The organism is Flavobacterium sp. AC105, assembly GCF_979258495.1.
In genome coordinates this window covers 5,441,104-5,466,945 of record NZ_OZ409860.1, presented here as the reverse complement: position 1 = coordinate 5,466,945, position 25,842 = coordinate 5,441,104, and the positions used below count along the sequence as shown (strand labels likewise).

The window sequence follows — 25,842 nt, the reverse complement described above, 5'->3', positions numbered from 1 at the left end:
TTAAGACTTTCGACTTTCTGACTATATTAATTCTCTGCTTTAATCCAGTCGTATCCTTTTTCTTCCAGTTCGTATGCTAATTCTTTTCCTCCGGATTTTACGATTTTTCCGTTGTAAAGAACGTGAACAAAATCAGGAACGATATAATCTAACAAACGTTGGTAGTGCGTGATTACTATAATTGCGTTTTTCTCGCTTTTCAATTTGTTAACTCCGTTAGCCACAATTCTAAGCGCATCGATATCAAGACCCGAATCGGTTTCGTCAAGGATTGCTAGTTTTGGTTCTAACATTGCCATTTGAAAGATTTCGTTTCTTTTTTCTCTCCTCCCGAAAAACCTTCGTTTAAAGAACGAGATAAAAATTTACGATCGATTTCTAACAATTCAGATTTCTCACGAATTACTTTTAGCATTTCGTTAGCCGGCATTTCTTCCTGACCGTTTGCTTTACGAGTTTCGTTGATGGCAGTTTTCATGAAGTTTGTTACACTTACTCCAGGAATTTCTACAGGATATTGAAAAGAAAGGAAAACTCCTTTGTGTGCTCTTTCTTCAGGAGCAAGATCAGCAAGATCTTCTCCGTCAAGGAAAACTTGTCCGTCAGTAACTTCGTAGTTTTCGTTTCCGGCAATTACAGCCGAAAGTGTACTTTTTCCAGAACCGTTTGGTCCCATGATAGCGTGTACTTCGCCAGCTTTAACTTCTATATTAATTCCTTTCAGGATTTCTTTATCACCAATTGAGGCGTGAAGGTTTTTTATTGATAACATTGTTTTTTTTATTTTATATAAATGTCAATTCTATTTTTGTTGTTTGGTCCAGAACATTAGCATTAAAATGCGCGTGCCCTAAATATTCCATGCCTAAATAATCGGCTGTTTTTTTGAACGGAATGTAAAAACTTTCTTCAATTTCATTGTCGTGAGAATTTGATATCACGCCAATTTTCTTTCCTCTAAGTTTTCGTCCGGTTTCTTTTTCAATTCGGATTAAATCTGAAAAACGATCAAAGAAAACCTTCATAATTCCACTCATATTATACCAATATATGGGCGTTGCAAAAATTAAAGTGTCGTACTTTTCGAGTATTCTCTTGATCAAAGGCAAAAAATCGTCTTCAATATTTTTACTTTCGTAATCATAATGAGAAATATTATAATCACTTAAATTAATTACGTCTATTCCGGTTTCTTTAGAAATCTCGTCCACAATTCTGCTTGTGTTTCCGTTTTTTCTGGCTGAACCTAAAATGATTACTTTTTTGTTTTCCATTAATACTTATTCATAATGCCCTTTCAAAGAAAGAATATTTAGTATTTCTATATTGTTTTTTCTTAAATGATATTTTTCTTTTTTGAATTAAGGATAAAGCAAGCTTTGTATGAACTCAGCTCTTCTTCCCCAGTTTTGATCAAAAATAAAACTATGTTTTCTTAATTCAGTTGCTAAAATATTTAAAGAATCTATTTTGATAAAATCTTTTTTTGAAATATCTAAAAAAAGTAATCCTAAATGATGTTCACTAATTTTTCCAAGCGTAATAATCTGACTCATTTTCCCTTCATCAATATTTAAATACATTGGTTTCTCAGACAAGTTTAAATAGTCATTAAATTCTGTTGCATTTATTAATTTTAGGTCAAATGTTTTAATCATCATCACTTTATGTTATTTCCACAAATTCTCTAAATCTTCTTTATTCATTTTAATCCCTTTTCCATTTTTAATGCTTTGTTCAGCTTCCAAAATTTCTTTCACAAATTCAGGGTTATATGGCTTTTCTTGCACTTCAATTTTAAAATCAAGACGTTTTGCTAAAGCTTTTAAAACTGGCAGATCTTTTTTCTTAACATTTTTCAGTATTAAATCCATAATGTCTATTTTTTAGTTCAAGATTTTCATTTTTGTTCAAACCAACAACTTGAAACTTTAAACTTGAAACAAATTTTAACCTACAGATCCTTCTAAAGAAATCTCTAATAATTTTTGAGCTTCAACAGCAAATTCCATTGGTAGTTTGTTCAATACATCTTTACTGAAACCGTTTACAATCAAGGCAATCGCTTTTTCAGTCGGAATACCTCTTTGATTACAGTAGAAAACCTGATCTTCTCCAATTTTACTTGTAGTTGCTTCGTGCTCTATTTTAGCCGATGGATTTTTACTTTCGATATAAGGGAAAGTATGTGCCCCGCAATTGTTTCCCATTAAAAGAGAATCACATTGCGAAAAGTTTCTTGCATTGTCAGCTCTAGGGCTAATTTGCACTAATCCACGGTAACTGTTTTGTGATTTACCAGCCGAGATACCTTTAGAAATAATAGTCGATTTAGTATTTTTTCCTAAATGGATCATTTTAGTTCCTGTATCGGCTTGTTGGTAATTATTGGTAACGGCAATTGAATAAAATTCTCCTACCGAATTATCTCCTTTTAGTACACAAGAAGGATATTTCCAGGTTACAGCAGAACCTGTTTCCACCTGTGTCCATGAAATTTTAGCGTTTGTTTCGCATAAACCTCTTTTGGTTACGAAGTTGTAAACTCCACCTTTTCCTTCTTTGTTTCCTGGAAACCAGTTTTGAACAGTAGAATATTTAATCTCAGCATCATCCAAAGCAATTAATTCCACAACCGCAGCGTGCAATTGGTTTTCGTCACGACTAGGAGCGGTACAGCCTTCAAGGTATGAAACGTAACTTCCTGCATCTGCAATAACAAGCGTTCTTTCAAATTGTCCTGTTCCTGCCTGATTGATTCTGAAATAAGTTGAAAGTTCCATTGGGCAGCGAACGCCTTTTGGAATATAACAGAAACTTCCGTCAGAGAAAACCGCTGAGTTTAATGCTGCGTAGAAGTTGTCTTTTTGAGGTACAACAGTTCCTAAATATTTACGAACCAATTCCGGATGTTCTTTTATCGCTTCAGAAATTGGACAGAAAATAATACCTTTTTCTCCTAATGTTTTCTTGAATGTTGTAGCAACAGAAACAGAATCGACAACAATATCCATTGCGACATTGTTCATCATTTTTTGTTCGTCTACAGAGATTCCTAACTTTTTGTACATTTCAAGAAGTTCCGGATCTACATCATCCAAAGTTTTGTTTGGATCTACTTGTTTTGGAGCTGAATAGTATGAAATTGCCTGAAAATCCGGTTTTGTATAATGAACATTTGCCCATTCCGGTTCGATCATTTCTTTCCACGCACGAAAAGCTTCAATACGCCATTCGGTCATCCATTCCGGTTCTTCTTTTTTAAGAGAAATAGCTCTTACGATATCTTCGTTTAAGCCAATAGGAAATGTTTCCGATTCAATATCGGTATAAAATCCGTATTCGTATTCTTTGGTTTCGAGTTCGATTTTTAAATCGTCTTCTGTGTATTTTGACATTTTTTAGTTTTTTAAAACGCTTTAAAATGAATTAAAGCGTTTAAATTTTGCTTTTAGATTCTTTTTAATTTATAGTGAAAAAGATTCACCGCAACCACAAGTTCTGCTTGCATTTGGATTATTGAATACAAATCCTTTTCCGTTTAATCCTCCAGAGAATTCTAAAATTGTTCCGGCTAAATATAGAAATGATTTTTTTTCAACTGCAATTGTTATGTCGTTGTCTACAAATATTTTATCGTCGTCGCCTTTGGTTTTGTCAAATTTTAAATCATATGACAAACCAGAGCATCCACCACTTTTTACGCCTACTCTTACGTAGTCGATTGCGGCATCAAAACCATCATCTTTCATTAAGTCGATGATCTTCTTTTTGGCTGTATCAGAAACTTTTATCATTATTTATGGTATTTGTTTTTAACTTTAAACTGAATATACTTTTAAAATAGTAATTAAATTATTACATTTTAAAGTCCTGTACTTCAATGTTAAAATGAAATTATCTGCAAAGATACGACTTAAAAACCTTTTTCCATAACGGTTCACATTATTATAACAAATGTTAAAATAGATAATACTTATTTAAGGAATTCATTATTCTAATTGTTAGTGTTTTTGAGAACTAAAAAATGATTTTTAATTAAATATTCAAAAATAATCTGTTTTGTAGGATTTAAGTATCAATACTGTATTTTTTATGTTAAAAATGCGTATTTATACGTATTGTTAGCCATTATTTATTGGTACTTTTGCATGAAATTGTGAGTAATTATGAAAAAACAGTATAAAAATAATTGGCTGAAAACACTTTTGGCAGTTTTTTTTGTTTTTGGATTAGGTGCTACAGTCTTTATTTTTAGTGGTGAGTCAGATGAAGTTGTTGAAAAGACTAAAGATGTATCCAGAAGTCAGGAAAATTTAAAATTAAGCCTGGAAGCCCTTGCCCAGCAAAATATATTAGATTCTTTAAACACTTTGCAAGTCGCTTATGAAGTGGCTATTCGCGAAAAAACGGCTTTGTCGGAACAATTGGAAGTTGAAAAAAGAAACGTAGAAAATTTGATAGAAATTATTAAACTTTCTAAAAATCCTTCGACTTTGCAAATTCAGGCATTTCGAAAACAACTTACAGGTCTAAAAACTTCCCTAGATTCGAAAGTTGTTGAAATTAAAAATTTAAAATCCCAGAATAAAAATTTACTTACCGAAATCGAAAGCCAAAATGTTGTCATGTATAAACAAAAGGCTGAAAATGACACTTTAATTTCAAAACAAAAAAAACTCGAATCTACTTTAAAAGATGCTTCAAGATTATCGTTGAATAATTTTAAAGTAATTGCTTTGAGAGAAAAAAAATCCGGAAAAGAGGAAGAAACAGCTAAAGCCAAAAGTACCAATAAGCTTAAAATTAGTTTTTTGGTAAATGGAAATACGGTTGCAAAAACAGGTAGAAAAGTATTTTATATTCAGGTTTTAGATCAAAAAAATACCGTTTTGGGTGAAAATAAATTGATCGAATTCGGAAATGATAAAGCTTTGGTTTACAGTTTTATAGTGAGTACTGATTTTCAGGGAAAACCTGCAAATGTTTACGGAATTTTAAATTCTGATGAAAATCAATTTAAAAAAGGAACCTATTTTGTCAACTTCTTCGACAAACAGGAAATCATGGGAAGCGCTTCGATTACTTTAGAATAAGAATATTTTAGCCCACGGATTTAACGGATTAAACAGGTTTGCACAGATTCATTTATTAATTTTAACGCTGAAGGTTTATACTTTGGTAGAAATAAAAAACACAGTGAAAATCCGTTTAATCCGTTAAATCTGTGGGTAATTTTCATATCTGAAAGAGAAACACTAGCATAAAGCAGTTGTATTTCCTAGCTTTGTTTTCAATTAGAAATATACTTTTATGAAACTTTATCCAATAGAATCAGGAAATTTTAAATTAGATGGAGGTGCGATGTTTGGAGTTGTGCCTAAAACAATTTGGAATAAAACCAATCCTGCAGATGACAATAATTTAATTGATATTGCTGCACGCTGTTTGCTTATTGAAGATGGGAATCGCCTGATTTTGATTGATACCGGAATGGGAAATAAACAATCTGAGAAGTTCTTTGGATATTATTCGCTTTGGGGATCACATTCTATAGATAAATCGCTGGCAAAATATGGTTTTCACCGAGATGATATTACGGATGTTTTTATGACGCATTTGCATTTTGACCATTGTGGAGGAAGTGTACAATGGAACTCTGATAAAACGGGTTATGAACCTGCTTTTAAAAATGCTAAATACTGGAGCAATGAAAATCATTGGGAATGGGCAACAAAACCAAATCCGCGTGAAAAAGCTTCTTTTCTTGCTGAGAATATTTTACCAATGCAGGAAAGCGGACAATTGAATTTTATAAAACGTCCTGAAAGTGATTTTGGCTTTTCTGAAGAATTAAATTTCGGAATTTATTATGTTGATGGCCATACCGAAAAGCAAATGATTCCGCATATTAAATATCAGGATAAAACGATTATTTTTTGTGCCGATTTATTGGCTACAGCCGGACATATTCCGTTGCCATATGTTATGGGTTACGACACGCGACCTTTATTGACAATGCCGGAAAAAGCTAAATTTTTGAATGCTGCCGCTGATCATAATCATTATTTGTTTCTGGAACATGATGCGCACAATCAAATTATAACGGTTGAACATACTGAAAAAGGTGTTCGGCTGAAAGAAGTTTTTACTTGCGAAGACATTCTTTAAAAGAATTTAAAAACATAAAAAAATCCCATTTCAACTGAATGAAAATGGGATTTTTAATCAACAAATTAATCTAACCTATTTTAATTGGTTTTAAATTTCCAAACCTGACCAACTGTTTCTCCTCCTTTATTGTCTTTTACGACAATTTTCCAGAAATATTCTTTTGTAGCTTCAAGTGTTACATCAAATGAAGTTGTACTTGTGTTTTCGCTCACTTTTAATGCAGGCGGATTTGTTGTTCCAAAATAGACGTCATAAGTAAGAACATCTGTTGCGTCAACATCTGTTGCTTTCCATTTTAAAGTGGCAGTTGTAGTATTTAAAGCAGCATTTAGAACTGGTTCTAATAATTCTGGAGCAAATGGCAAATGATTTACTACTGCTTCGCCAGAAGTATAAAGCTTGAAAGTTGCGGAAAAAGTACTTGATAAACCTTTGCTGTCAGTAGCTTTTATTCGCCAGTAATAGGCCGTATTTTTTTCTAATCCTACAGCTGTATTATTTGTTGTTACTTCGACAGTTTTTGCAATTTGCGAGAATGCATTGTCTTTTGCAACCTGGATCTGATAGGTTATAATATCCTTATTTGGGTCTGTAGAAACATTCCATTGAAAATTTACGGTATTGTCTACACATAATTTATTATCTGCCGGAGTTGTTAAGGTTGGTACACTTGGTGCTTCGTTTGCTTCTGGCGTTTCAGGATCGTCACTTCCGCCGCCACAAGCTGCAATTAATAAACCAAGGATTGATACATATATATACTTTTTCATTTTTAGATTTTTATAATTTTTACATATTCCGGAGTTTCTAAATAGATTTTGGCAGCATAAATTCCTGAAGGTTGGTTTTCAAGATTTAATTGCGCTTTTCCGTTTTCGATGGTATATGTTTTAGTAGAAACTAATTGACCGGCGAAACTGTATAATTCTATTTTAACTTCATTTTTATCACTTGGAATTTCGATTTCAAAACTTCCCGAAGTTGGATTTGGATAAGCAGCTAATATTCCTAAAACGTCTGATGCTGCAATTTTTTTAGAAAATACACCTTCGCAAGCTTTTGCAGTAGCAACTTCTAATAATCCGCCTGAATTTAAATCTACATTAAAGTTTGAATCATTTGTTTGAAACTGTTCTGTTCCGTTTATGAAAACTGTAAAAGGAGCTGTTCCTTCTGTAATTTCTACATTAACTTTCTTAGAAGTCGTAGTTGATTTTCCTGTAATAGCAGCGCCTTTTGCAATTGTAATATTAAAAGTTTGCTCATAAACTTCTCCGGGAACTGAGATGATAACAGCATAAGTTCCGGGTGTAAGAGCGGTAACTTTTAAACTATTATTTGTAAATGTTTTTTGGATTCCGTTTACAGTTGCTGTATAAGGTAATTGTGCAGTTGCTGTAATGTTAATTTCACCATTGTTTTCTCCAAGACAAGATTCTCCTTTTGTTTCAACAGCAAAGTTTTTTGATGGCAGGCTAAAGCTGCATTCTGTATTATAACTTGCGAATGCATCTTTGTACTTGGCCCATTTAGTATTAGCATACACAACATCATCAACAGTTATACAGGATAGATTTGGGTTGCTGGAAAAACTATTAAAATAGGAACTGTCCAATTTAGTATTACCGCCATTTTTCAGATTTAGTTTCATTAGATTATTATTGTCACAAATAATTTGAAATAAATTTGGATTTTTGGACAGGTCTAAAGCGGTCAGTTTATTGTTTGAAGCGTATAAAATTTCTAATTGTGGGTTATTAGAGAGATCTAAAGTTGTAATCTCATTTAATGGAAACATTAATCTTTTAAAATTTGGATGCTGGGTCACATTTAGAGATGTCAATTTATTGTAGCCACAATTTAAAATTTCCAGTTCAGGATATAGTGAAATGTCTAATGTTGTCAGATTATTAGATTCGCAGGATAAGTTTTTCAATAATTTATTTTCAGGAAAACTAACAGTATTCAAGTTATTATTGCTGACGCTCAATGTGGTCAATTTTATGTTTTTAGAAATATCAAGTTTAACAATTTTATTATTACTACTGATGTCCAAATATTCTAATTCAAGATTTTGAGAAAGGTCTAAACTTGTTAGTAAACCTTGTTGTGGGCTATAATTGCCTTCTACATTGGATGCTGCACAAGCTAAACTTTTAAGTTTTTTGTTTGCAGTAACGTCTAAACTTGTCAGTCTGTTTACAGAGCAGTCAAGTTTAGTTAATGCTAAGTTTTTAGATACATCAAGAGTTGTTAAATTATTTCTGTAAACATTTAATTCTGTTAATGCTAAATTATTAGAAACATCCAGAGCTATTAATTTATTTTGATAACAGTCTAGTTTTTTTAATGCTAAATTTTTAGATACATCAATGCTTTTTATAAGACCATTACCGTTATAAGGCAGTTTTAATTCTTCAAGTGCAGTAAAATCTGCAATTCCTGTTAGGTCTTCAATTTTTAGATTAGTGTAATAATCGCTCAAATCTAAAGTCTTGACAATAGCAATTTTGCTGGTCAATACTTTCCCATCTTCTATTGCGTCAATACCTTTCGTTATTAGAGATTTTTCAAAATTAAGATCCGGAATAAGGGTGTATTTTGCCGGGGCACATGGAGCATCAGTAAAAGTTGTGTAAGCATCGATACTCGATGACCAATTTGTATTTGAATATGTAACGTCATCTACCATTAAGCAATATAAACTTGGAGTACTTTTGATGGATAAATCAGTACTCTTTATTTTGGTATTATTTCCATTTTTTAAGTTTAACTCACTTAATAATTTATTTCCATTACTATTAAAATAAGTCAGATTAACATTTTTAGAAACATCTAAAGTTTTAAGCTGGTTGTAACTACAATCAAAATAATTTAATTTTATATTGGTTGCCAGATTTGTAGTTTCTATTACATTTGATTGAGCTTCGACTTTAGTTAAACCAATGTTGTCAGAAAGATCTAAACTTATCAATTTGTTGTAGGCACAATCTAAACTTTCTAAAGAGATATCGTTAGCAATGTTCAGGCTTGTCAATTGATTAAAAGAACAATCTGCATTTTTTAGTTTTGTGTTTTTGGACAAATCTAATGTAGTAAGTAAATTAGTTTCAATCTGTAAATATTCTAAAGAAATATTGTTTGATAAATCTATAGTACTTAGCTGGTTTCCTGAGCATTTAAGATACGTCAGTGTTTTATTTTTTGAAATATTTAATGAAGTTAATTTATTATAATTTACCTGTAAAGTTCCTAAACTCTCATTTTTGGAAACATCTAAATCAGTCAATAAATTACTAGTTAAATCTAAGGAGTATAGAGAAGTGTTTTGTGAAAAATCTACATTTTCCAGCTTATTAACAGCAGCATTAAGAATACTTGCTTTTTTGTTAATAATTATACTAGTTATTTGATTATGGCCACAGTCAATATTTAACAGTGATAAATTTTTTGAAAGATCTAAACTTGTCAAATTGTTGTTATTACAATATAGGGAGTTTAAACTACTAAAATCTTCAATTCCTGTTAAATCACTAATTGAACTAGATGAAATATTTAATGAAGTTAATTTATCAACGTTGCTGGTTAATACTTTTCCATCAGTTGTACCAGAATCGATTCCTAAAGCGATCAATTTTTTCTCAAAATTTGCATCAGGAATAATTGTATATGGTGCATTCACATCATTAATATCTACTACCGATACATTGTCAACCAAAATTTCAGAATTAAGAGATCCTGTTGTCCAGATGTCTACTTCTACATTTTCAGAAGCAGTTGGAGTATACTCAAACTCAATTTTTCTCCATTCTGTGGTAGAAAAAGTTATGTCTGATTTTTTGATTATTTCTTCTTTAAAAGTGCCTGGTTTATGATATAAACTAAAATCAATAGAAGAAAATGTTCCCTTCACTGTTTTGTGATACAAAGTTACACGATAGGTTTTGTTTGCTATAACTGGAAAATATTCGCTATTAATGTAATTGAAAGTTCCGCTGGCAACCATCATATTGGTGCTTGATGCGCCATTTTGAGCTGTTTCACTCTGGGAAACAAACCCGCTGAAATAACGATACCAATTGTCCGGTTGAGACGATGAAGTCCAGGTTTCAAAGCCGCCATTCGGGACTAAGTTAGTCTGGGCATAAATAGAAAAATTTGCTAATAATAGCAACAAGAGTAGTTTTGTTTTCATAGATTAAGTTTATGATTTCTGTCGGGCAAGTGTACATTCTTTAAGCGAGCTTTCCTTACGGGAAGACGTAAAGCGGGCTTTTTTTTAATAATCGATTTAATAAAGGCAAAAAGCCAAAAACAAAAAATCCCATTTTCAACTGAATGAAAATGGGATTTTTTTGTTTGAACTAATAATAATTATTCGACGATAATTTTCTTAACAGAAGCAGCATCCTCATTGATTAAATACACATAATAAACTCCCTTTGGTAAACCGGATAAGTTGATTGTGTTATTTGTATTAGTTGAATTTAAAGTAAATGATTTTACCAATTGTCCTAATGTATTGTAAACAGTTGCTTTTTCTAAAGTAATATTACTAATGCTAACTTCACCTTTTGTTGGGTTTGGATAAACAACAGCTTTGTCAAAAATATTATCTTCAATCCCTAACGAACAAGTTGCAGAATAAATAGTATTCGACTCTTTAATTTTGGACCAATTTGCATTTGAAAAAGCAGCATCGTCTACTTTTACACAACTAAGTTTGTTAAGGCCAAGAAAAGTGGTAGTGATATTGTTTGCGGTGTTTTTGCCGGTAACATTTAGTATGATTATATTTTTATTATTTCCATTTTGCAGATTTAAAAATACCAAAGGATTTGATACCACATATACAATAGTAAGCTTGTTATTTTTAGATAAATCTAATGATGTAATTTGGTTTGAAGACGCATCTAATGTTTCTAAAAGAACATTATGGCTGAGATCTAAATTGGTCAATTGATTATTACTACAGTTTAAATACGTTAGCGATGTAAAATTTTCAATTCCGGTTAAATTTTTAATATTACTGTTTGAAAGGTCTAAACTAGTAATAGAACTAATATTTGCAGTTGTTATTTTTCCATTTAAACCATCAGTATCAATTCCTAAATCAATTAATTTTTGTTCGAAATTATTATCTGGCAACAACACATATTCTATTGTACAATTCGTATTAAAAGAAGCTGTACTATCTTTTGCGATTGACCAATTTGCATTTGAAAAACTAACATTATCAACCTGAATACAAGTTAAATTTGGATTGTTTTTTAAATTATTATCCATCTTTGTAAAGTTAGCATTATTGCCGTTTTTTAAATTAAGACTTGTTAACTGATTAGAAGCACATCTTAAGTAATCTAGAGCTGTATTTTTAGAAATATCAAGATTTGTTAACAGGTTAGAATTGCAATTTAAACCACTCAACGGGTTCTTAGAAGTATCTAAACTTGTTAATTTATTCGATTCACATTCTATTCGTACCAAATCAGTATTTTTAGAAGTATCCAAATTTGTTAATTGATTATTTCCACAATACAAACCGTTTAATAGCGTATTCTTAGAAATATCTAAACTTGTTAATTGATTGTGATCACAAATTAAATCTGTTAAAGCAATGTTTTTAGAAACATCTAAAGCAGTCAATAAATTAGAATTACAATTTAAATGAGTTAAAGCTAAATTGTTAGAAATATCCAAAGTTGTTATGGCGTTTTCAGTAAAATACAGCATTTGTAATTTAGTATTTTTAGAGACATCAATACTCGTTATTTGGTTATTGTGAAAATATAAATCTGTTAAAGCAATATTTTTAGAAACATCCAATTTTGTTACCTTATTATCTCCAAGAGATAAATAATTTAAAGTAGTATTTTTAGAAACATCAATATCTGTTAATTGGTTACCGTCACATTCTAAATTTATTAAAGAGGTAAAATCCTGAATTCCGGATAAATTACTAATAGACTTTGAACTAATAAACAAATCCGTTACCGAAACTACTTTCGACTTCAGCACTTTTCCGTCAGGAGTTCCCGAATCAATTCCTTTTGCAATAAGGGCTTTTTCAAAATTTATATCTGGAATTAGAGTATAAGCGGGTTCACACAAAACATTAAAAGAAGCAGCAACATCTTTTTTATCAGCCCAATTTGTGTTAAAATAATTACTATCATCAACTTGAATACAGCTTAGATTTGGATTGTCTTTAAGATTTAGATATGCAAATTTAACATTGTTTGCATTCTTCAAATTTAGACTCGTTAATTGATTAGAATTAGCATATAAACCTACTAACGCAGTATTTACGCTAACATCCAAAGTGGTTAGCTGATTTTTTGAACAATTTAAAAATTCTAAAGCTTTATTTTTGCTTATATCCACATTTGTTAATTGATTAGATTGACAATATAGCTCTGTTAGAGTAGCGATTTTAGAAACATCTAAGTGGGTTAATTTATTTTCGCGACAATCCAGCAGATTTAAAGCTGTATTTTTACTTACATCTAAACTGGTTAATTGACTAGTATTACAGCCCAAAAATGTTAACGCAGTATTTGAACTTACATCCAAAGCAGTATATTTGTTTGAACCCGAATCTAATTTTGTTAACGCGGTATTTACTTTAACATCTAACGCTGTTAATTGATTTGCATAGCAGCTTAAATTAATTAAAGCAATATTATTGCTTACATCTAAAGAGGTTATTTTATTGTTATTACAGTCTAGAGTAGTCAGAGCGGTATTTTTACTTACATTTAATGTTGTTAATGAATTTTGACCACAATACAAATCAGTTAATGATACAAAATCTTGTATTCCTGTTAAATCTGAAATATTACTTTTGGCAAGGTCTAAGAACCTTACAGTGCTAATATTATAAGTAAGAACTTTTCCGTTTAAACCATCTGTGTCAATTCCTAAATCAATTAATTTTTTCTCAAAATTGGCGTCGGGAATTAAGGTATAAGCAATTTCAGGTTTTCCGGGTGTGTATAAAGCCGAAATTTCTTCCGGAGTCAGCACACGATTCCATACGGCAATATCGTCTATCGCACCTTCAAAATAATCCTTTTCATTGTTTTTGCCTATTCTAATAGAATCTCCAAATCCATTTTTAAATAAATCAACAGTTCCGGATAATTCAAGAACATTATTAATGTATAACGAAAACAAATTGGTATCATCATTAAAAGTCACGGCAAAAAATGTCCATTGATTATTGAAGTAATCTTTTTGAGATGAAAATGTTTGAGTATCAAAAGTAACATCTAAATAACCTTTAGAATAAAGACTTATTTTAAAAGCAGCATCCGGATTATTTCCATAATTTACTATGGCAAAATCAAGGCTTCCACTAACCGGTTTAGCAGCTTTGAACCAACCAGTAATGGTTCTTGTATTATTTGCTTGTGGAATATTAACTAATAAAGGAGTCATGCTGCTATTAATTCCGTTAAAAGAATAAGCAGAATTGGCGTTTCCAAATCGATCAGAACTCAAAGTAAGGTTTTGTGCATTTGCAGTAATTCCATTTGCGCCTTCATCAGAAGTGTTTCCATTAAATGGATAATAAAAAAGCAATCCAGACGATGGTACGTTTGCTGTTTGCGCATAAATAGAAAAATTAACCAATAAAAGCAACAAGAGTAGTTTTGTTTTCATAGAGACGATTTAAGATTCGCGCAAGTATATAGTTTTTTATTGAGTTTTCCTTACGGGAAGACGTAAAGAAGCGCTTGTTTTATTAAATTTCATTTAAATATTTAAAATGATTATTAAAGAAATTTTTAGTAAATAATCGGAGAAATCTTTAATTAACAAGGACATTGTCAGTATTTTGATGAACCATAAAAACAAATAAATTTCATAACGCATTGTTAATCGTTAGTTTTTTGTAACAAAAAATCATAATTTAGACCCATCTTTAACTTTACAATTATATATAAATACATGAGTCATATAAAACCATTTACTTTATCTGCTTGGGTATTACTTGTTTTAGCGGGTAGTGCATCGGTACAAGCACAAGTTTCAACTCCTAAACAAGCAATTACTGCGCCTTTAGCGATTGTTAAAAAAGCACCACTTTCTGAGAACGATTTAAAAAGATGGAGCCATCTTGATTTAGTTAAAGATAGTATTCCCGGAATGAGCGTAGACAGGGCTTACGCCGAATTACTGCAAGGCAAAACTGGCAAAAAAGTAATTGTAGGAATTGTAGATTCCGGTGTTGATATCGAACATCCGGATTTACAGGGAATGATCTGGACAAATCCTAAAGAAATTCCGGGTAACGGAATCGATGATGATAAAAACGGATTTATCGATGATGTTCACGGATGGAATTTCCTTGGCAACGCCGTTCACGAAAATCTTGAATTAACACGTATCGTTAAAAAAGGCGATGACGGTTCTGCAGAATATAAAGCTGCGTTGGCACAATATGAAGAGAAATCTGCTAAACTCTTAAAAGATAAACAACAAGTAGATTTTTTAATGGATGTTCATAATACGCTAAAAAAAGAACTAAATAAAACGACCTATAAATTAGAAGATTTAAGCACAATTACTTCAACAGATCCAAAAGTTTTGAAAAGTAAAGCAGTGATGACTCAGATTTTTGGTAATGCAGGAGCAACTTTTGATCCGGAAGCAGAATTAGTAGATTACAGAGAATCTGTTTACGACCAATTCGATTATAATCTGAATAAAGAGTATGACGGAAGAAAAGTAGTAGGAGACAATCCGGAAGACATTAAAAACAATCATTATGGTAATAATGTAGTTTTTGGTCCGGATAAAGAAAAAGCACTTCACGGAACTCACGTTGCCGGAATCATAGCGCAAATTCGCGGAAATGGTTTGGGTGGAGACGGAATTTCTAATAATGTTGAAATTCTTACCGTAAGAGCTGTTCCTGATGGCGATGAGTACGATAAAGATATTGCATTGGCAATTCGTTACGCAGTTGATAACGGAGCGAAAGTAATTAACGGAAGTTTCGGGAAAAGTTTTTCCCCACACAAACAATGGGTTTACGATGCTATAAAATATGCTGCTAAAAAAGATGTTTTAATTGTGCATGCAGCAGGTAATGACGGTTATAATATTGATGAAACAAAAAACATCAATTACCCAAATGACTCTGCAGATAACATCAAAGAATTTTCAGATAACGTAATTACAATTGGGGCAATTAATAAAGCTTACGGACCAAATGTAGTTGCAGAATTTTCAAACTTCGGAAAAATAAATGTTGATGTTTTTGCTCCTGGAGAAGAAATCTACGCAACAGTTCCAAACAATAAATACAAATATTTGCAAGGAACGTCAATGGCTTCACCAAACGCAGCCGGAGTTGCCGCTTTAATTCGTTCGTATTATCCAAAATTAACAGCTTCACAAGTAAAACACATTTTAATGGATTCCGGAGTTGCGCTTCCATCAATGGTAGTTTTGGGCGAAAATCCAGATCGCGATAAAGAACCGGTACCAGTTTCATCTGTTGAATCTTCAAGAACAGGCAAAATGGTGAATGCTTATAATGCTTTATTGATGGCTGAAAAAATGTCAAAAAAATAAAACAACTATAGAATATTAATCAAATGGAAGAGTGGCAACTCTTCCATTTTTATTAAAACAATCATGCGAAAAATTATCTTACTATCTTTTTTGAGTTTCGGTTTAAACTCAGCAATGGCACAAAATGCTCCTTATTGGCAACAACATGTCGATTACAAAATGGAAGTATCGATGGATGTAAAAAATTATCAATACAAAGGAAAACAGGAATTGGTTTATACTAATAATTCTCCTGATACCTTAAGAAAAGTTTTTTATCATTTATATCCAAATGCTTTTCAGCCAGGAAGCGAAATGGATGCACGTTTACATTCTATAAAAGATCCTGACGGAAGAATGGTCAATAAAGTAAAAGGTGCCGATGGTAAGGATGTAAAACAAAGCCGAATTGAAACGTTAAAACCTAACGAAATAGGATTTCTTAAAATTACAAATCTTAAACAAGATGGTGTAACGGCTCAAACCAGAACCTCTGGAACAATTTTGGAAGTTACTTTGGCTAAGCCAATTTTACCCAACTCAAAAACTACTTTTACGTTAGATTTTGACGGACAAGTTCCAGTTCAGATTCGTCGTTCAGGACGTAATAATTCTGAAGGGGTTGAACTTTCTATGTCACAATGGTATCCTAAATTAGCCGAATTTGATTTTGAAGGCTGGCACGCTGATCCCTATATTGCAAGAGAATTTCACGGTGTTTGGGGTAATTTTGATGTAAAAATTACAATCGACAAAGATTATACACTTGGCGGTTCAGGATATTTACAAGATAAAAACCAAATTGGTCATGGTTATGAAGATGCTGGTGTAACGGTAGTTTATCCAAAAAAAGCAAAAACATTAACATGGCATTTTATTGCGCCAATGGTACACGATTTTACATGGGCTGCAGACAAACAATATACACATGATATTGTAAAAGGTCCAAATGATGTTGACTTGCATTTTTTCTATAAAAATGATCCAAAAACGACTGCAAATTGGAAACAATTAGAACCTTTAATGGTGAAAGTAATGGATTTTTACAATCATAAAGTTGGTGCATATCCGTACAAACAATATTCATTTATTCAGGGTGGAGACGGCGGAATGGAGTATGCAATGTGTACTTTAATGTTAGGAAGCGGAACTCTTGAAGGAATTTTGGGAACGGCAACGCACGAAATGGGACATTCTTGGTTTCAGCATGTTCTGGCTTCAAACGAATCAAAACATCCATGGATGGATGAAGGTTTTACAACCTACATCGAAGACATGGCTCTCAATGAATTAAAAGGAGATAAAAAAGTAGAGAATCCTTTTACAGGAAATTACAAAGCTTATTATCAATTGGTTAATTCAGGAAAAGAACAGCCACAAACAACTCATGGTGATCGTTATGATGAAAACAGACCATACAGTATTTCATCTTATGTAAAAGGAAGCATCTTTTTATCGCAATTAGAATATGTAATTGGAAAAGAGAATGTAAATGCAACTTTAAAAAGATATTACAATGATTTTAAATTCAAGCACCCTTCTCCAAACGATATCAAAAGAACAGCTGAAAGAGTTTCTGGCGCTGAATTAGATTGGTATTTGGTTGATTGGGCTGAAACAGGAAATACAATTGATTACGGAATTAAAGATGTTGTAGATAATTCAGGTAAAACAACGGTGAGTTTAGAAAGAATTGGAAGAATGCCTATGCCAATAGATTTAACAGTTGAATACACAGACGGAACTTCTGAAAGTTTCTACATTCCGTTAAGAATGATGAATTTCATTAAACCAAATCCTAATCCTAATGTAAAAAGAACTGTTCTGGAAGACTGGGCCTGGGCACAATCAAATTACAGTTTTACAATAGACAAAAACAAAACGGCGATCAAAAAAATCACGATTGATCCAAGCGGATTAATGGCTGATATTAAAGCTGCCAATAATGTCTATGAAGTGAAATAATCCTTCGTTTTAAAACATAAAAGTCCCGTTTAATTTCTTTTCATAAGATTTTAAACGGGATTTTTATTTGTAAATCTGATTTCAATTGATCTTAATATTTAAGTCCCAGCGGGACAACATATTTATAGAAACACAAATCCTATTGTTTGACAGAACCCCATCGGGGTGGTATCTTTTGTAGTCGATATAAAATAGGATATCGCTCCGCTGGAGCTTGTTTTTAAATCCTATTCCTGACTATAAATATGATGCTCCGCTGGAGCATTAATCTAACTTAGTTTTAAAAAAAAATTGACCTTGAAATTCTATAAAATAGCACCCCAGGTTTTTTCATCTTTCAATAATATTTCTCTTAAAATCTGGATAGGCGGCGTTCCGTTATCAAGCATCGCGTCATTAAATTTCTGCAGACTATAATCGCTTCCTTCTTGTTTTTTATAATCTTCGCGGAGTTTTAAAATTTGCAGTTTCCCTAAAGTATAAAACAAATAACCCGGATCATAAGTACCGCGCATGGCTTCTTGTCGCGAAGGTTTGTCGCCCTGATACCAATTATCCATAAAAAATTTAGTCGCTTCATCAACAGTCATTCCATGGCAATGCGTTTTAATCGATACGCACAAACGGCAAATGCGCAAAAGAGCGTCTCCGGATTGTGCCAGACGATATTTTGCAGCTTTAATAGGATCTCCGGTATTTCCATATCCTTCGTCAATCATCATTTTTTCCGTATAATGTGCCCAGCCTTCTACATACGCATAACTCATAAATACCTTTTGAATTTTAGAAGTTTTAGCCGCATTCGAATGTAAAAACTGAGTGTAATGTCCGGGATAAGCTTCGTGAATCGAAACAATATCAGTAGTATAATAATTAAATTGAGCCAGCCATTCTTCCTGTTGCTTTGCAGTCCATTTTGGGTCTACAGGCGTAATATAATAAAAAGCCTGAGTTGCTTTTGTTTCAAAAGGACCTGGTGAATCCATTGAAGCCGTACTTGTTGCTCTTGCATAAGCCGGAGTTTCCTGAATTTTAACACGCACTTCAGATGGCATTGTTGTAATTTTATGATCGATTACGTATTGACGAATTGCTTCAATATTCTTTTTTGCGTGCGGAATCAAATCTGCAGCTGTTGGATGTTCTTTTTGCATGTCATTATAAACATCAACCGGTTTTTTATTCGGATCAATGATTTTTGCAGCATTGTTAAAAGATTCCTGTTCCTTTTTCAATTCTTTCAAACCAATCGCTAAAATCGCGTCAGGAGATAATTTAATTTCTTCCTGATACAGCAGCATTTTTTTATAATTTTCTACTCCAATTGCATATTTGTTGTTGGCTTTAGGTAATTTTTCTTTTTCTAAATAAGAAGCATAATCGTTAATGGCGACAATTGCTTTTTTATTTGTCTCGTTAAAAGCCTTCATTAAACTGTCATTTTTGACATCTTTTAAAGCTATCAAAAGATCGTTTCCTAAAAACGAAGCCGAACCTCTTGCAATGTCAATCGCCAAATTAATATGTGGTAATGCAAGAGAATCCTGCAAAGTTTCTTTAGCTTCCTTAAACAACCTTGGCGCTTCTTTTTCAATTGCGATAATCGATTTTATCTGTTGTTCAATAGGAGCAAAATTGCGTTGAATATAAATATTAACATCAATCATTCCCGCATAAGCCATTGGATTTTTGGTGTAAACCCTTAAATCTTCAATGCTGTATAATTCATTTTTAGCATTTGATTTAATGATTTTCCAGTCGTAATATGTTTTTTTGCTTAACGCCGAAGAATCAATTGCAGCAAATTCCTGATCGAATTTTTTCAGGGCAGCAACTCGTTTGTCAAGATCGGTTTTACTGTAATGACCTAGTTTGCCGTCATATTCGTGTAATCCCAGGTAAACCCCCATTTGCGGATTCCACTCAAGACTTTCAGTAATATATTTTTCGGATAAATTTAGAAAAGCTTCATCGCCGGATCCGGAAGAAGTATCAGTATTGTCTTGTTTTTTGTTACAGCTAAAAAGAACAAAAAGTAAGGCAAAAGAAAAAATAAAGGGGTTTTTCATATCGTTTTTGGTTTGAAATTTAAGGGCATTAACGAAGTGATATTCAGTAAGACATCAATATCAAAAATAACAAAATTTCAAACCAAAAACAGTAATTGTAGTGCTATTATTTCAAATGTTCCAACATGTCTTTTGTCATCGATTCAAGATCAAAAGTATGTTTCCATCCCCAATCTTTTCTCGCTTCAGAATCATCAATACTTGCTGGCCAGCTATCTGCAATTTTCTGACGGAAATCAGGCTCATAAGTAATCGTAAATTCAGGAATATGTTTTTTAATTTCATTAGCAATTTCAGTTGGCGTAAAACTCATCGCTGCTAAATTGTATGAAGAATGTATTTTGATGTTTTCAGCCGGAGCTTTCATAATATTAATAGTTGCTTCAATCGCATCATCCATATACATCATTGGCATTTTAGTTTCTGATGATAAAAAGCACTCATATTTTTTATCGGCAATAGCCTTATAGAAAATATCAACAGCATAATCCGTAGTTCCGCCGCCAGGAGGTGTAGACCAGCTAATTAAACCAGGATAACGGATGCTTCGAACATCTACTCCATAAATATTATGATAGTATTCGCACCATCTTTCTCCCGCTTGTTTACTAATTCCGTAAACCGTAGAAGGCTCCATAATAGTATATTGAGGCGTATCTTCTTTTGGAGTTGTTGGTCCAAAAACGGCAATGCTTGAAGGCCAGAATATCTTTTTTATTTTTTTGGCTTTAGCCAGATTCAAAACGTGAAACAATGAATTCATATTCAGATCCCAGGCAAATGCAGGATTTTTTTCGGCTGTAGCCGATAAAAGTGCCGCCATCAAATAAATATCCGTAATTTGATGTACTTCAACAAGATGTTCTATTTGATTGAAATCTAAAGCATTGACCACTTCAAAAGGACCGGAATTAACAACGTCAGTATTTAATTTTCGAATATCAGAAGCAATTACATTTTCTGTTCCGTATAACTTACGCAGTTTTTGAGTCAGTTCTGTCCCAATTTGACCGCAAGCGCCAATGATCAATATTTTTGGATTCATTTGTTTAGATTTAGTGTTGCAAATATAACGTTTTCGCAAATATTTTCACTTTTTAGAGCGACAAATTGTAAATTTAATAATGATAAAGATGCTTTTTTGGATTATTCGCTGTACATGCTCACACGCATTAGCCATGAATTCACGAATTTTCTTTCTTCGGGCTTAATTAGTAAAACATAAAATTCGTGAATTCGTGGCTATTAAATAGTAGTTAAAGTTTACGTTTTGTAATGAAAATCAGAATTCGTAATTGTAAATTTACTTTGTAACTTTGTAGCTTAATGTTTTACCAAATGAAATATAAAATATCTCTTTTTTTGCTTTTAATTTTTGTGTTGAATTCATGTCAGAATCAAGATGAAAAACGTCTTGCTGAAAACGAAAAAGAAGCGAAAAAGAAGGAAAAAATCTTCAGTAATATTAATAAATCCTGGACATTTATAGACGAACCTATTAATGAAGTTGCCGAACAAAAAGTAGCAACATGGAATGAATGGCGTGAGTTTTTAAAGGAAATTGGCGATAAACCAAGAAAAACTATTGGAGCATTTCAGAAAAAATCGACTGTGATTTCAAAAAAAGCTTTGGCATTAAACGATAATATTCCTGTAGAATTTAATATTCCTGCGATAAAAAGCCGAATTTCAATTTTGATTACAAAAGTGAAAATGATGGATTTGTTTATTCATCTGAATCAGATTCCTGACGAAAAAGTGACGTTTTTAATTGGAGAAATCAACAAAGAAATCATTTCTCTGGAAAGACAAATGGATAAAGTTGTCGAAAGAAGTAAAATACCAAAAGAAGAAGGAGAAGAAGATTTCCTGAGAATGTTAGATACAACGCGTGCGATTCCGAATTCGAAAACAGTTCCGCTTCCAGCACCAAATATGGATCAAAATCGACAAAAAATTGAGTAAAAACGCCTTATATACTATGTATGATAATCTGCCAAAAAATCAGCAGATTGCCACACAATTATTAGAACAAAATCAGATAAAAATGCATCTTAACGGTTTGTTAGGATCTGCAGTTTCATTTGTGATACGCGCTGTTTTCAGGAAAAGTGAGTTGCCTTTTTTGATTGTTTTAGACAATAAAGAAGAAGCAGCTTATTACCTGAATGATCTGGAACAAATGATTGGCGAACAGGATGTTTTATTTTATCCCGCATCATTTCGCCGTCCGTATCAGGTTGATGAAACCGATAATGCAAATGTTTTGCTTCGCGCTGAGGTTTTAAACCGAATAAATTCCAGAAAAAAACCAGCCATAATTGTTACGTATCCTGAAGCACTTTTTGAGAAAGTGGTGACACGTCAGCAATTGGATAAAAACACACTGAAAGTCGCTTTGAACGATAAAATTTCGATCGATTTTATCAATGAAGTTTTGTTTGAATACGAGTTTAAAAGAGTTGATTTTATTACAGAACCCGGAGAATTTTCGGTTCGTGGAGGAATCGTCGATGTATTCTCCTTTTCAAACGATCATCCGTATCGAATTGAGTTTTTTGGTAACGAAGTAGATAGTATCCGAAGTTTTGATGTAGAAACACAATTATCTGTAGAAACACATAAAAAAATCACGATTATCCCGAATGTTGAGAACAAGATATTTCAGGAAAATCGCGAAAGCTTCTTAGATTATATTTCCGAAAAAACGGTCATCTTTATTCAAAATACCGACGGACTTTTTAGTCAGTTAGACAAACAATTTGCAAGGGCAGAAGAAGCATTTTCGAAACTTTCGGGAGAAATAAAACACGCAACTCCCGAACAATTATTTTTAAATCAGAGTTCGTTTATTAAACGAGCATTAGATTTTTCGGTAGTAGAATTGGCTTCAAAACCTATTTTCAAAACTACCAAAAAATTTGAATTTCATATTCAGCCGCAACCGTCATTCAACAAGCAATTTGATTTGTTGCTGAATAATCTGAGCGACAATCATTTTAACGGATACAAAAATTATTTGTTCTGTTCGAATGAAACGCAGGCAAAACGTTTTCATGATATTTTCGAGACTTTAGACGAAGCCAATTCTGAGAATATTCGAAAACAATATCATACAATTGTATTGCCACTTTATCAAGGTTTTATCGACGAAGAAAACCAGATTACGGCTTATACCGATCACCAGATTTTTGAACGTTATCATAAATTCAACATCAAAAATGGTTATTCTAAAAAGCAGAATATTACGCTTAAAGAATTAACGTCGCTTTCGGTTGGTGATTATGTAACGCACATCGATCACGGAATCGGGAAGTTTGGCGGCTTGCAAAAAATTCAGGTCGAAGGCAAAACGCAGGAAGCTATAAAATTAGTTTATGCCGATAATGATATCGTTTATGTAAGCATTCATTCGCTGCATAAAATCTCCAAATACAACGGAAAAGACGGAACGCCGCCCAAAATATACAAATTAGGATCGAACGCCTGGAAAATTTTAAAACAAAAAACCAAAGCGCGCGTCAAACATATTGCCTTCAACCTGATTCAGTTGTATGCAAAACGCCGATTGGAAAAAGGGTTTCAGTTTGCGCCGGACAGTTATTTGCAAAACGAATTAGAAAGTTCATTTATTTATGAAGATACGCCGGATCAAACCAAATCGACACAAGAAGTAAAAGCCGATATGGAAAGCGATCGCCCAATGGATCGTTTGGTTTGTGGTGACGTAGGTTTCGGAAAAACGGAAGTTGCCATTCGTGCTGCTTTTAAAGCCGTTGACAATAGCAAGCAAGTGGCGATTTTAGTTCCTACAACTATTTTGGCATACCAACATTACAGAACTTTTACGGAACGATTAAAAGATATGCCGGTTTCTATTGGCTATTTAAACCGATTTAGAACTGCAAAACAAAAGGCACAAACCTTAAAAGATTTAGCCGAAGGAAAACTTGATATCGTCATTGGAACACATCAATTGGTCAATAAAAATGTGGTTTTTAAAGACCTTGGTTTATTGATTGTCGATGAGGAACAAAAGTTTGGTGTAAACGTAAAAGACAAACTAAAAACAATTGCGGCAAATGTCGATACGCTGACATTGACGGCAACGCCAATTCCGAGAACGTTACAATTTTCGTTGATGGCAGCAAGAGATTTATCTGTAATTACAACGCCTCCGCCAAATCGTTATCCGATAGAAACAAATGTAGTTGGATTTAATGAAGAAATAATTCGTGATGCGATTTCGTATGAAATTCAAAGAAACGGACAAGTTTTCTTTATCAATAACCGAATCGAAAATATAAAAGAAGTAGCCGGAATGATTCAGCGTTTGGTTCCAAATGCAAGAGTTGGAATTGGTCACGGACAAATGGAAGGTGCTAAACTCGAAGAATTAATGTTAGGTTTCATGAACGGAGATTTTGATGTTTTGGTAGCAACCACAATCATCGAAAGCGGTTTGGATGTACCAAATGCCAATACTATTTTCATTAATAATGCGAACAATTTCGGATTGTCTGATTTACATCAAATGCGAGGCAGAGTAGGGCGTAGCAACAAAAAAGCATTCTGTTATTTTATCTGTCCGCCGTATTCATCCATGACCGAAGATGCCAGAAAACGTATTCAGGCTTTGGAACAGTTTAGCGAGTTAGGAAGTGGTTTCAACATTGCCATGAAAGATCTTGAAATTCGTGGTGCAGGGGATTTATTAGGTGGCGAACAAAGCGGTTTCATAAACGAAATTGGTTTTGATACGTACCAAAAAATCATGAATGAAGCGATTGAAGAATTAAAAGAAAACGAATTCAAAGATTTATACCCGGCAGAGAACGATATTGAAACGAAAGAATACGTAAAAGATTTACAAATCGATACTGATTTTGAGTTGTTATTCTCAGATGAATATATCAATAATGTTACAGAGCGTCTGAGTTTATACAACGAGTTGGGTTCTGTGAAAAATGAAGTAGAACTGGTTATCTTTCAAAATAAACTAATTGACCGTTTCGGACCAATGCCTCCGCGCGCCAATGCCTTGATGAATAGTATTCGCATCAAATGGATTGCAACCAATATAGGAATTGAGAAACTGGTCATGAAAAAAGGCAAAATGATAGGTTATTTCGTTTCGGATCAACAGTCTGATTATTACCAATCGAAACGTTTTCATAAAGTAATAAAATTTGTGCAGACACATAGTAATATTTGCACGATGAAAGAAAAAGAAACTCCAAATGGTTTGCGTCTTTTACTGACTTTTGAGAATGTAAAATCAACCAAAAGAGCTTTGGAATTAATGGAAATGTTGGGGGAGTAAAAGAAAAAAAGTTGCCACTAATTTCACGAATTTTCGCAAATTTTATTGTAATGCGAAATTTTAATTCGTGCTAATTAGTGAAATTAGTGGCAAAAAAATCTTAAGTTTTATTTATCTTTTACTTAAGAAAAACCTTAGAATTAATAAGTTTTCTTTGAGAGAAATTTTAACGCAAACTTCTCTATGCACTATTACTTTATTATACTCTTTTTATTTTTTGGATTAACTTCAGTTCTTGCTCAGGAAAAGAAACAAATCGTTTCAAATGATTCCCTAAAATCAGAAACAATAGATCCTTTGCGTCCCGCGAAAGCAGCTTTTTATTCGGCTATTTTTCCTGGTTTAGGACAAATTTATAATAAGAAATATTGGAAACTTCCTTTAGTTTATGGCGCAATAGGAACCAGCGCTTATTTTTATATTGATAGTCAAAAAAACTATAATATCTACAGAGACGAATATAAAAACCGTCTTGAAGGCAGGAAAAGTGATTCTGAATATTTGGCGAGATTAAGTGAAACTCAGCTTTTAAGTGCCCAAAAACAATTTCAACGAAATAGAGATTTATCCGCTTTGTTTATCGTTGGTTTTTATGTTTTAAATATCATTGATGCCAATATCGATGCTTCTTTGTCTCAATTTAATGTAAGCGAAAAATTGGCTTTTAAACCTTCAATAAATATAAATACTTTAACATCTGAAAATAATTTTGCTATTGCGCTTAACTATTCATTTTAAAAAACTAAT

17 protein-coding genes and 1 pseudogene are annotated in these 25,842 nt (G+C 32.7%); 7 read left to right on the top strand and 11 right to left on the bottom strand.

Going from position 1 to position 25,842, the window contains the following annotated elements; all coding sequences use genetic code 11:
• Window positions 1-26 precede the first annotated feature (26 nt).
• The 6 genes and pseudogenes from sufC to ACZ0AH_RS22670 all read right to left on the bottom strand — a co-directional run bounded on the left by sufC (window position 27) and on the right by ACZ0AH_RS22670 (window position 3,797).
• Window positions 27-772 (bottom strand): annotated as a pseudogene (gene sufC / locus ACZ0AH_RS22695) (Fe-S cluster assembly ATPase SufC).
• Window positions 773-785: 13 nt separating this feature from the next.
• Window positions 786-1,274: a flavodoxin family protein gene (locus ACZ0AH_RS22690; protein WP_463477996.1), complete on the bottom strand. Its 489-nt coding sequence runs from the start codon at window positions 1,272-1,274 to the stop codon at window positions 786-788.
• An 87-nt stretch (window positions 1,275-1,361) separates the two neighbouring features.
• A complete protein-coding gene (locus tag ACZ0AH_RS22685) occupies window positions 1,362-1,661 on the bottom strand; it encodes a hypothetical protein (protein ID WP_463477995.1) in 300 nt (99 codons plus the stop codon).
• Between the two features lie 9 nt (window positions 1,662-1,670).
• Window positions 1,671-1,874, bottom strand: coding sequence for a DUF2683 family protein (locus ACZ0AH_RS22680; protein WP_463477994.1), 204 nt, complete (start codon window positions 1,872-1,874; stop codon window positions 1,671-1,673).
• Between the two features lie 75 nt (window positions 1,875-1,949).
• Window positions 1,950-3,398: a Fe-S cluster assembly protein SufB gene (gene sufB, locus ACZ0AH_RS22675; protein ID WP_463477993.1), complete on the bottom strand. Its 1,449-nt coding sequence runs from the start codon at window positions 3,396-3,398 to the stop codon at window positions 1,950-1,952.
• A 69-nt stretch (window positions 3,399-3,467) separates the two neighbouring features.
• Entirely contained in the window at window positions 3,468-3,797 is a 330-nt protein-coding gene (locus ACZ0AH_RS22670) for a HesB/IscA family protein (protein ID WP_089350107.1), read from the bottom strand.
• A gap of 372 nt (window positions 3,798-4,169) precedes the next feature.
• On the opposite strand from ACZ0AH_RS22670, the gene ACZ0AH_RS22665 reads away from it, so the two are divergent.
• Window positions 4,170-5,096, top strand: a complete 927-nt coding sequence (locus ACZ0AH_RS22665) for a hypothetical protein (protein ID WP_463477992.1) — start codon at window positions 4,170-4,172, stop codon at window positions 5,094-5,096.
• Window positions 5,097-5,313: 217 nt separating this feature from the next.
• A complete protein-coding gene (locus tag ACZ0AH_RS22660; protein ID WP_463477991.1) occupies window positions 5,314-6,171 on the top strand; it encodes an MBL fold metallo-hydrolase in 858 nt (285 codons plus the stop codon).
• Window positions 6,172-6,251: 80 nt separating this feature from the next.
• Here the strand turns inward: ACZ0AH_RS22660 and ACZ0AH_RS22655 are convergent, their stop codons facing one another.
• From ACZ0AH_RS22655 to ACZ0AH_RS22645, 3 genes are all read right to left on the bottom strand, one after another.
• Complete coding sequence (locus tag ACZ0AH_RS22655) at window positions 6,252-6,944, bottom strand: fibronectin type III domain-containing protein (RefSeq protein WP_463477990.1); 693 nt, start codon at window positions 6,942-6,944, stop codon at window positions 6,252-6,254.
• A 2-nt stretch (window positions 6,945-6,946) separates the two neighbouring features.
• On the bottom strand, window positions 6,947-10,369 hold the full coding sequence (locus ACZ0AH_RS22650) for a T9SS type A sorting domain-containing protein (RefSeq protein ID WP_463477989.1): 3,423 nt from the start codon (window positions 10,367-10,369) through the stop codon (window positions 6,947-6,949).
• Window positions 10,370-10,548: 179 nt separating this feature from the next.
• A complete protein-coding gene (locus ACZ0AH_RS22645; RefSeq protein WP_463477988.1) occupies window positions 10,549-13,839 on the bottom strand; it encodes a LamG-like jellyroll fold domain-containing protein in 3,291 nt (1,096 codons plus the stop codon).
• A gap of 288 nt (window positions 13,840-14,127) precedes the next feature.
• Here ACZ0AH_RS22645 and ACZ0AH_RS22640 point away from each other — a divergent pair, with 288 nt between their 5' ends.
• Both ACZ0AH_RS22640 and ACZ0AH_RS22635 read left to right on the top strand, forming a co-directional pair.
• Window positions 14,128-15,759: a S8 family peptidase gene (locus ACZ0AH_RS22640; protein WP_463477987.1), complete on the top strand. Its 1,632-nt coding sequence runs from the start codon at window positions 14,128-14,130 to the stop codon at window positions 15,757-15,759.
• Window positions 15,760-15,822: 63 nt separating this feature from the next.
• Entirely contained in the window at window positions 15,823-17,703 is a 1,881-nt protein-coding gene (locus tag ACZ0AH_RS22635) for a M1 family metallopeptidase (protein ID WP_463477986.1), read from the top strand.
• A 305-nt stretch (window positions 17,704-18,008) separates the two neighbouring features.
• On the opposite strand, the gene ACZ0AH_RS22630 is transcribed toward ACZ0AH_RS22635, so the two are convergent.
• Both ACZ0AH_RS22630 and ACZ0AH_RS22625 read right to left on the bottom strand, forming a co-directional pair.
• Window positions 18,009-19,772: a DUF885 domain-containing protein gene (locus ACZ0AH_RS22630; RefSeq protein ID WP_463477985.1), complete on the bottom strand. Its 1,764-nt coding sequence runs from the start codon at window positions 19,770-19,772 to the stop codon at window positions 18,009-18,011.
• A 106-nt stretch (window positions 19,773-19,878) separates the two neighbouring features.
• Complete coding sequence (locus ACZ0AH_RS22625; RefSeq protein WP_463477984.1) at window positions 19,879-20,817, bottom strand: L-threonine 3-dehydrogenase; 939 nt, start codon at window positions 20,815-20,817, stop codon at window positions 19,879-19,881.
• Between the two features lie 293 nt (window positions 20,818-21,110).
• On the opposite strand from ACZ0AH_RS22625, the gene ACZ0AH_RS22620 reads away from it, so the two are divergent.
• The 3 genes from ACZ0AH_RS22620 to ACZ0AH_RS22610 all read left to right on the top strand — a co-directional run bounded on the left by ACZ0AH_RS22620 (window position 21,111) and on the right by ACZ0AH_RS22610 (window position 25,833).
• Window positions 21,111-21,737 carry a hypothetical protein gene (locus ACZ0AH_RS22620; protein WP_463477983.1) on the top strand — a complete coding sequence of 209 codons (627 nt, stop codon included), beginning with the start codon at window positions 21,111-21,113 and terminating at the stop codon, window positions 21,735-21,737.
• Window positions 21,730-25,095 carry a transcription-repair coupling factor gene (mfd, locus tag ACZ0AH_RS22615; protein ID WP_463477982.1) on the top strand — a complete coding sequence of 1,122 codons (3,366 nt, stop codon included), beginning with the start codon at window positions 21,730-21,732 and terminating at the stop codon, window positions 25,093-25,095. Before ACZ0AH_RS22620 ends, mfd begins: the two co-directional genes overlap by 8 nt.
• 183 nt (window positions 25,096-25,278) lie before the next feature.
• Entirely contained in the window at window positions 25,279-25,833 is a 555-nt protein-coding gene (locus ACZ0AH_RS22610) for a DUF5683 domain-containing protein (protein ID WP_463477981.1), read from the top strand.
• Window positions 25,834-25,842 lie beyond the last annotated feature (9 nt).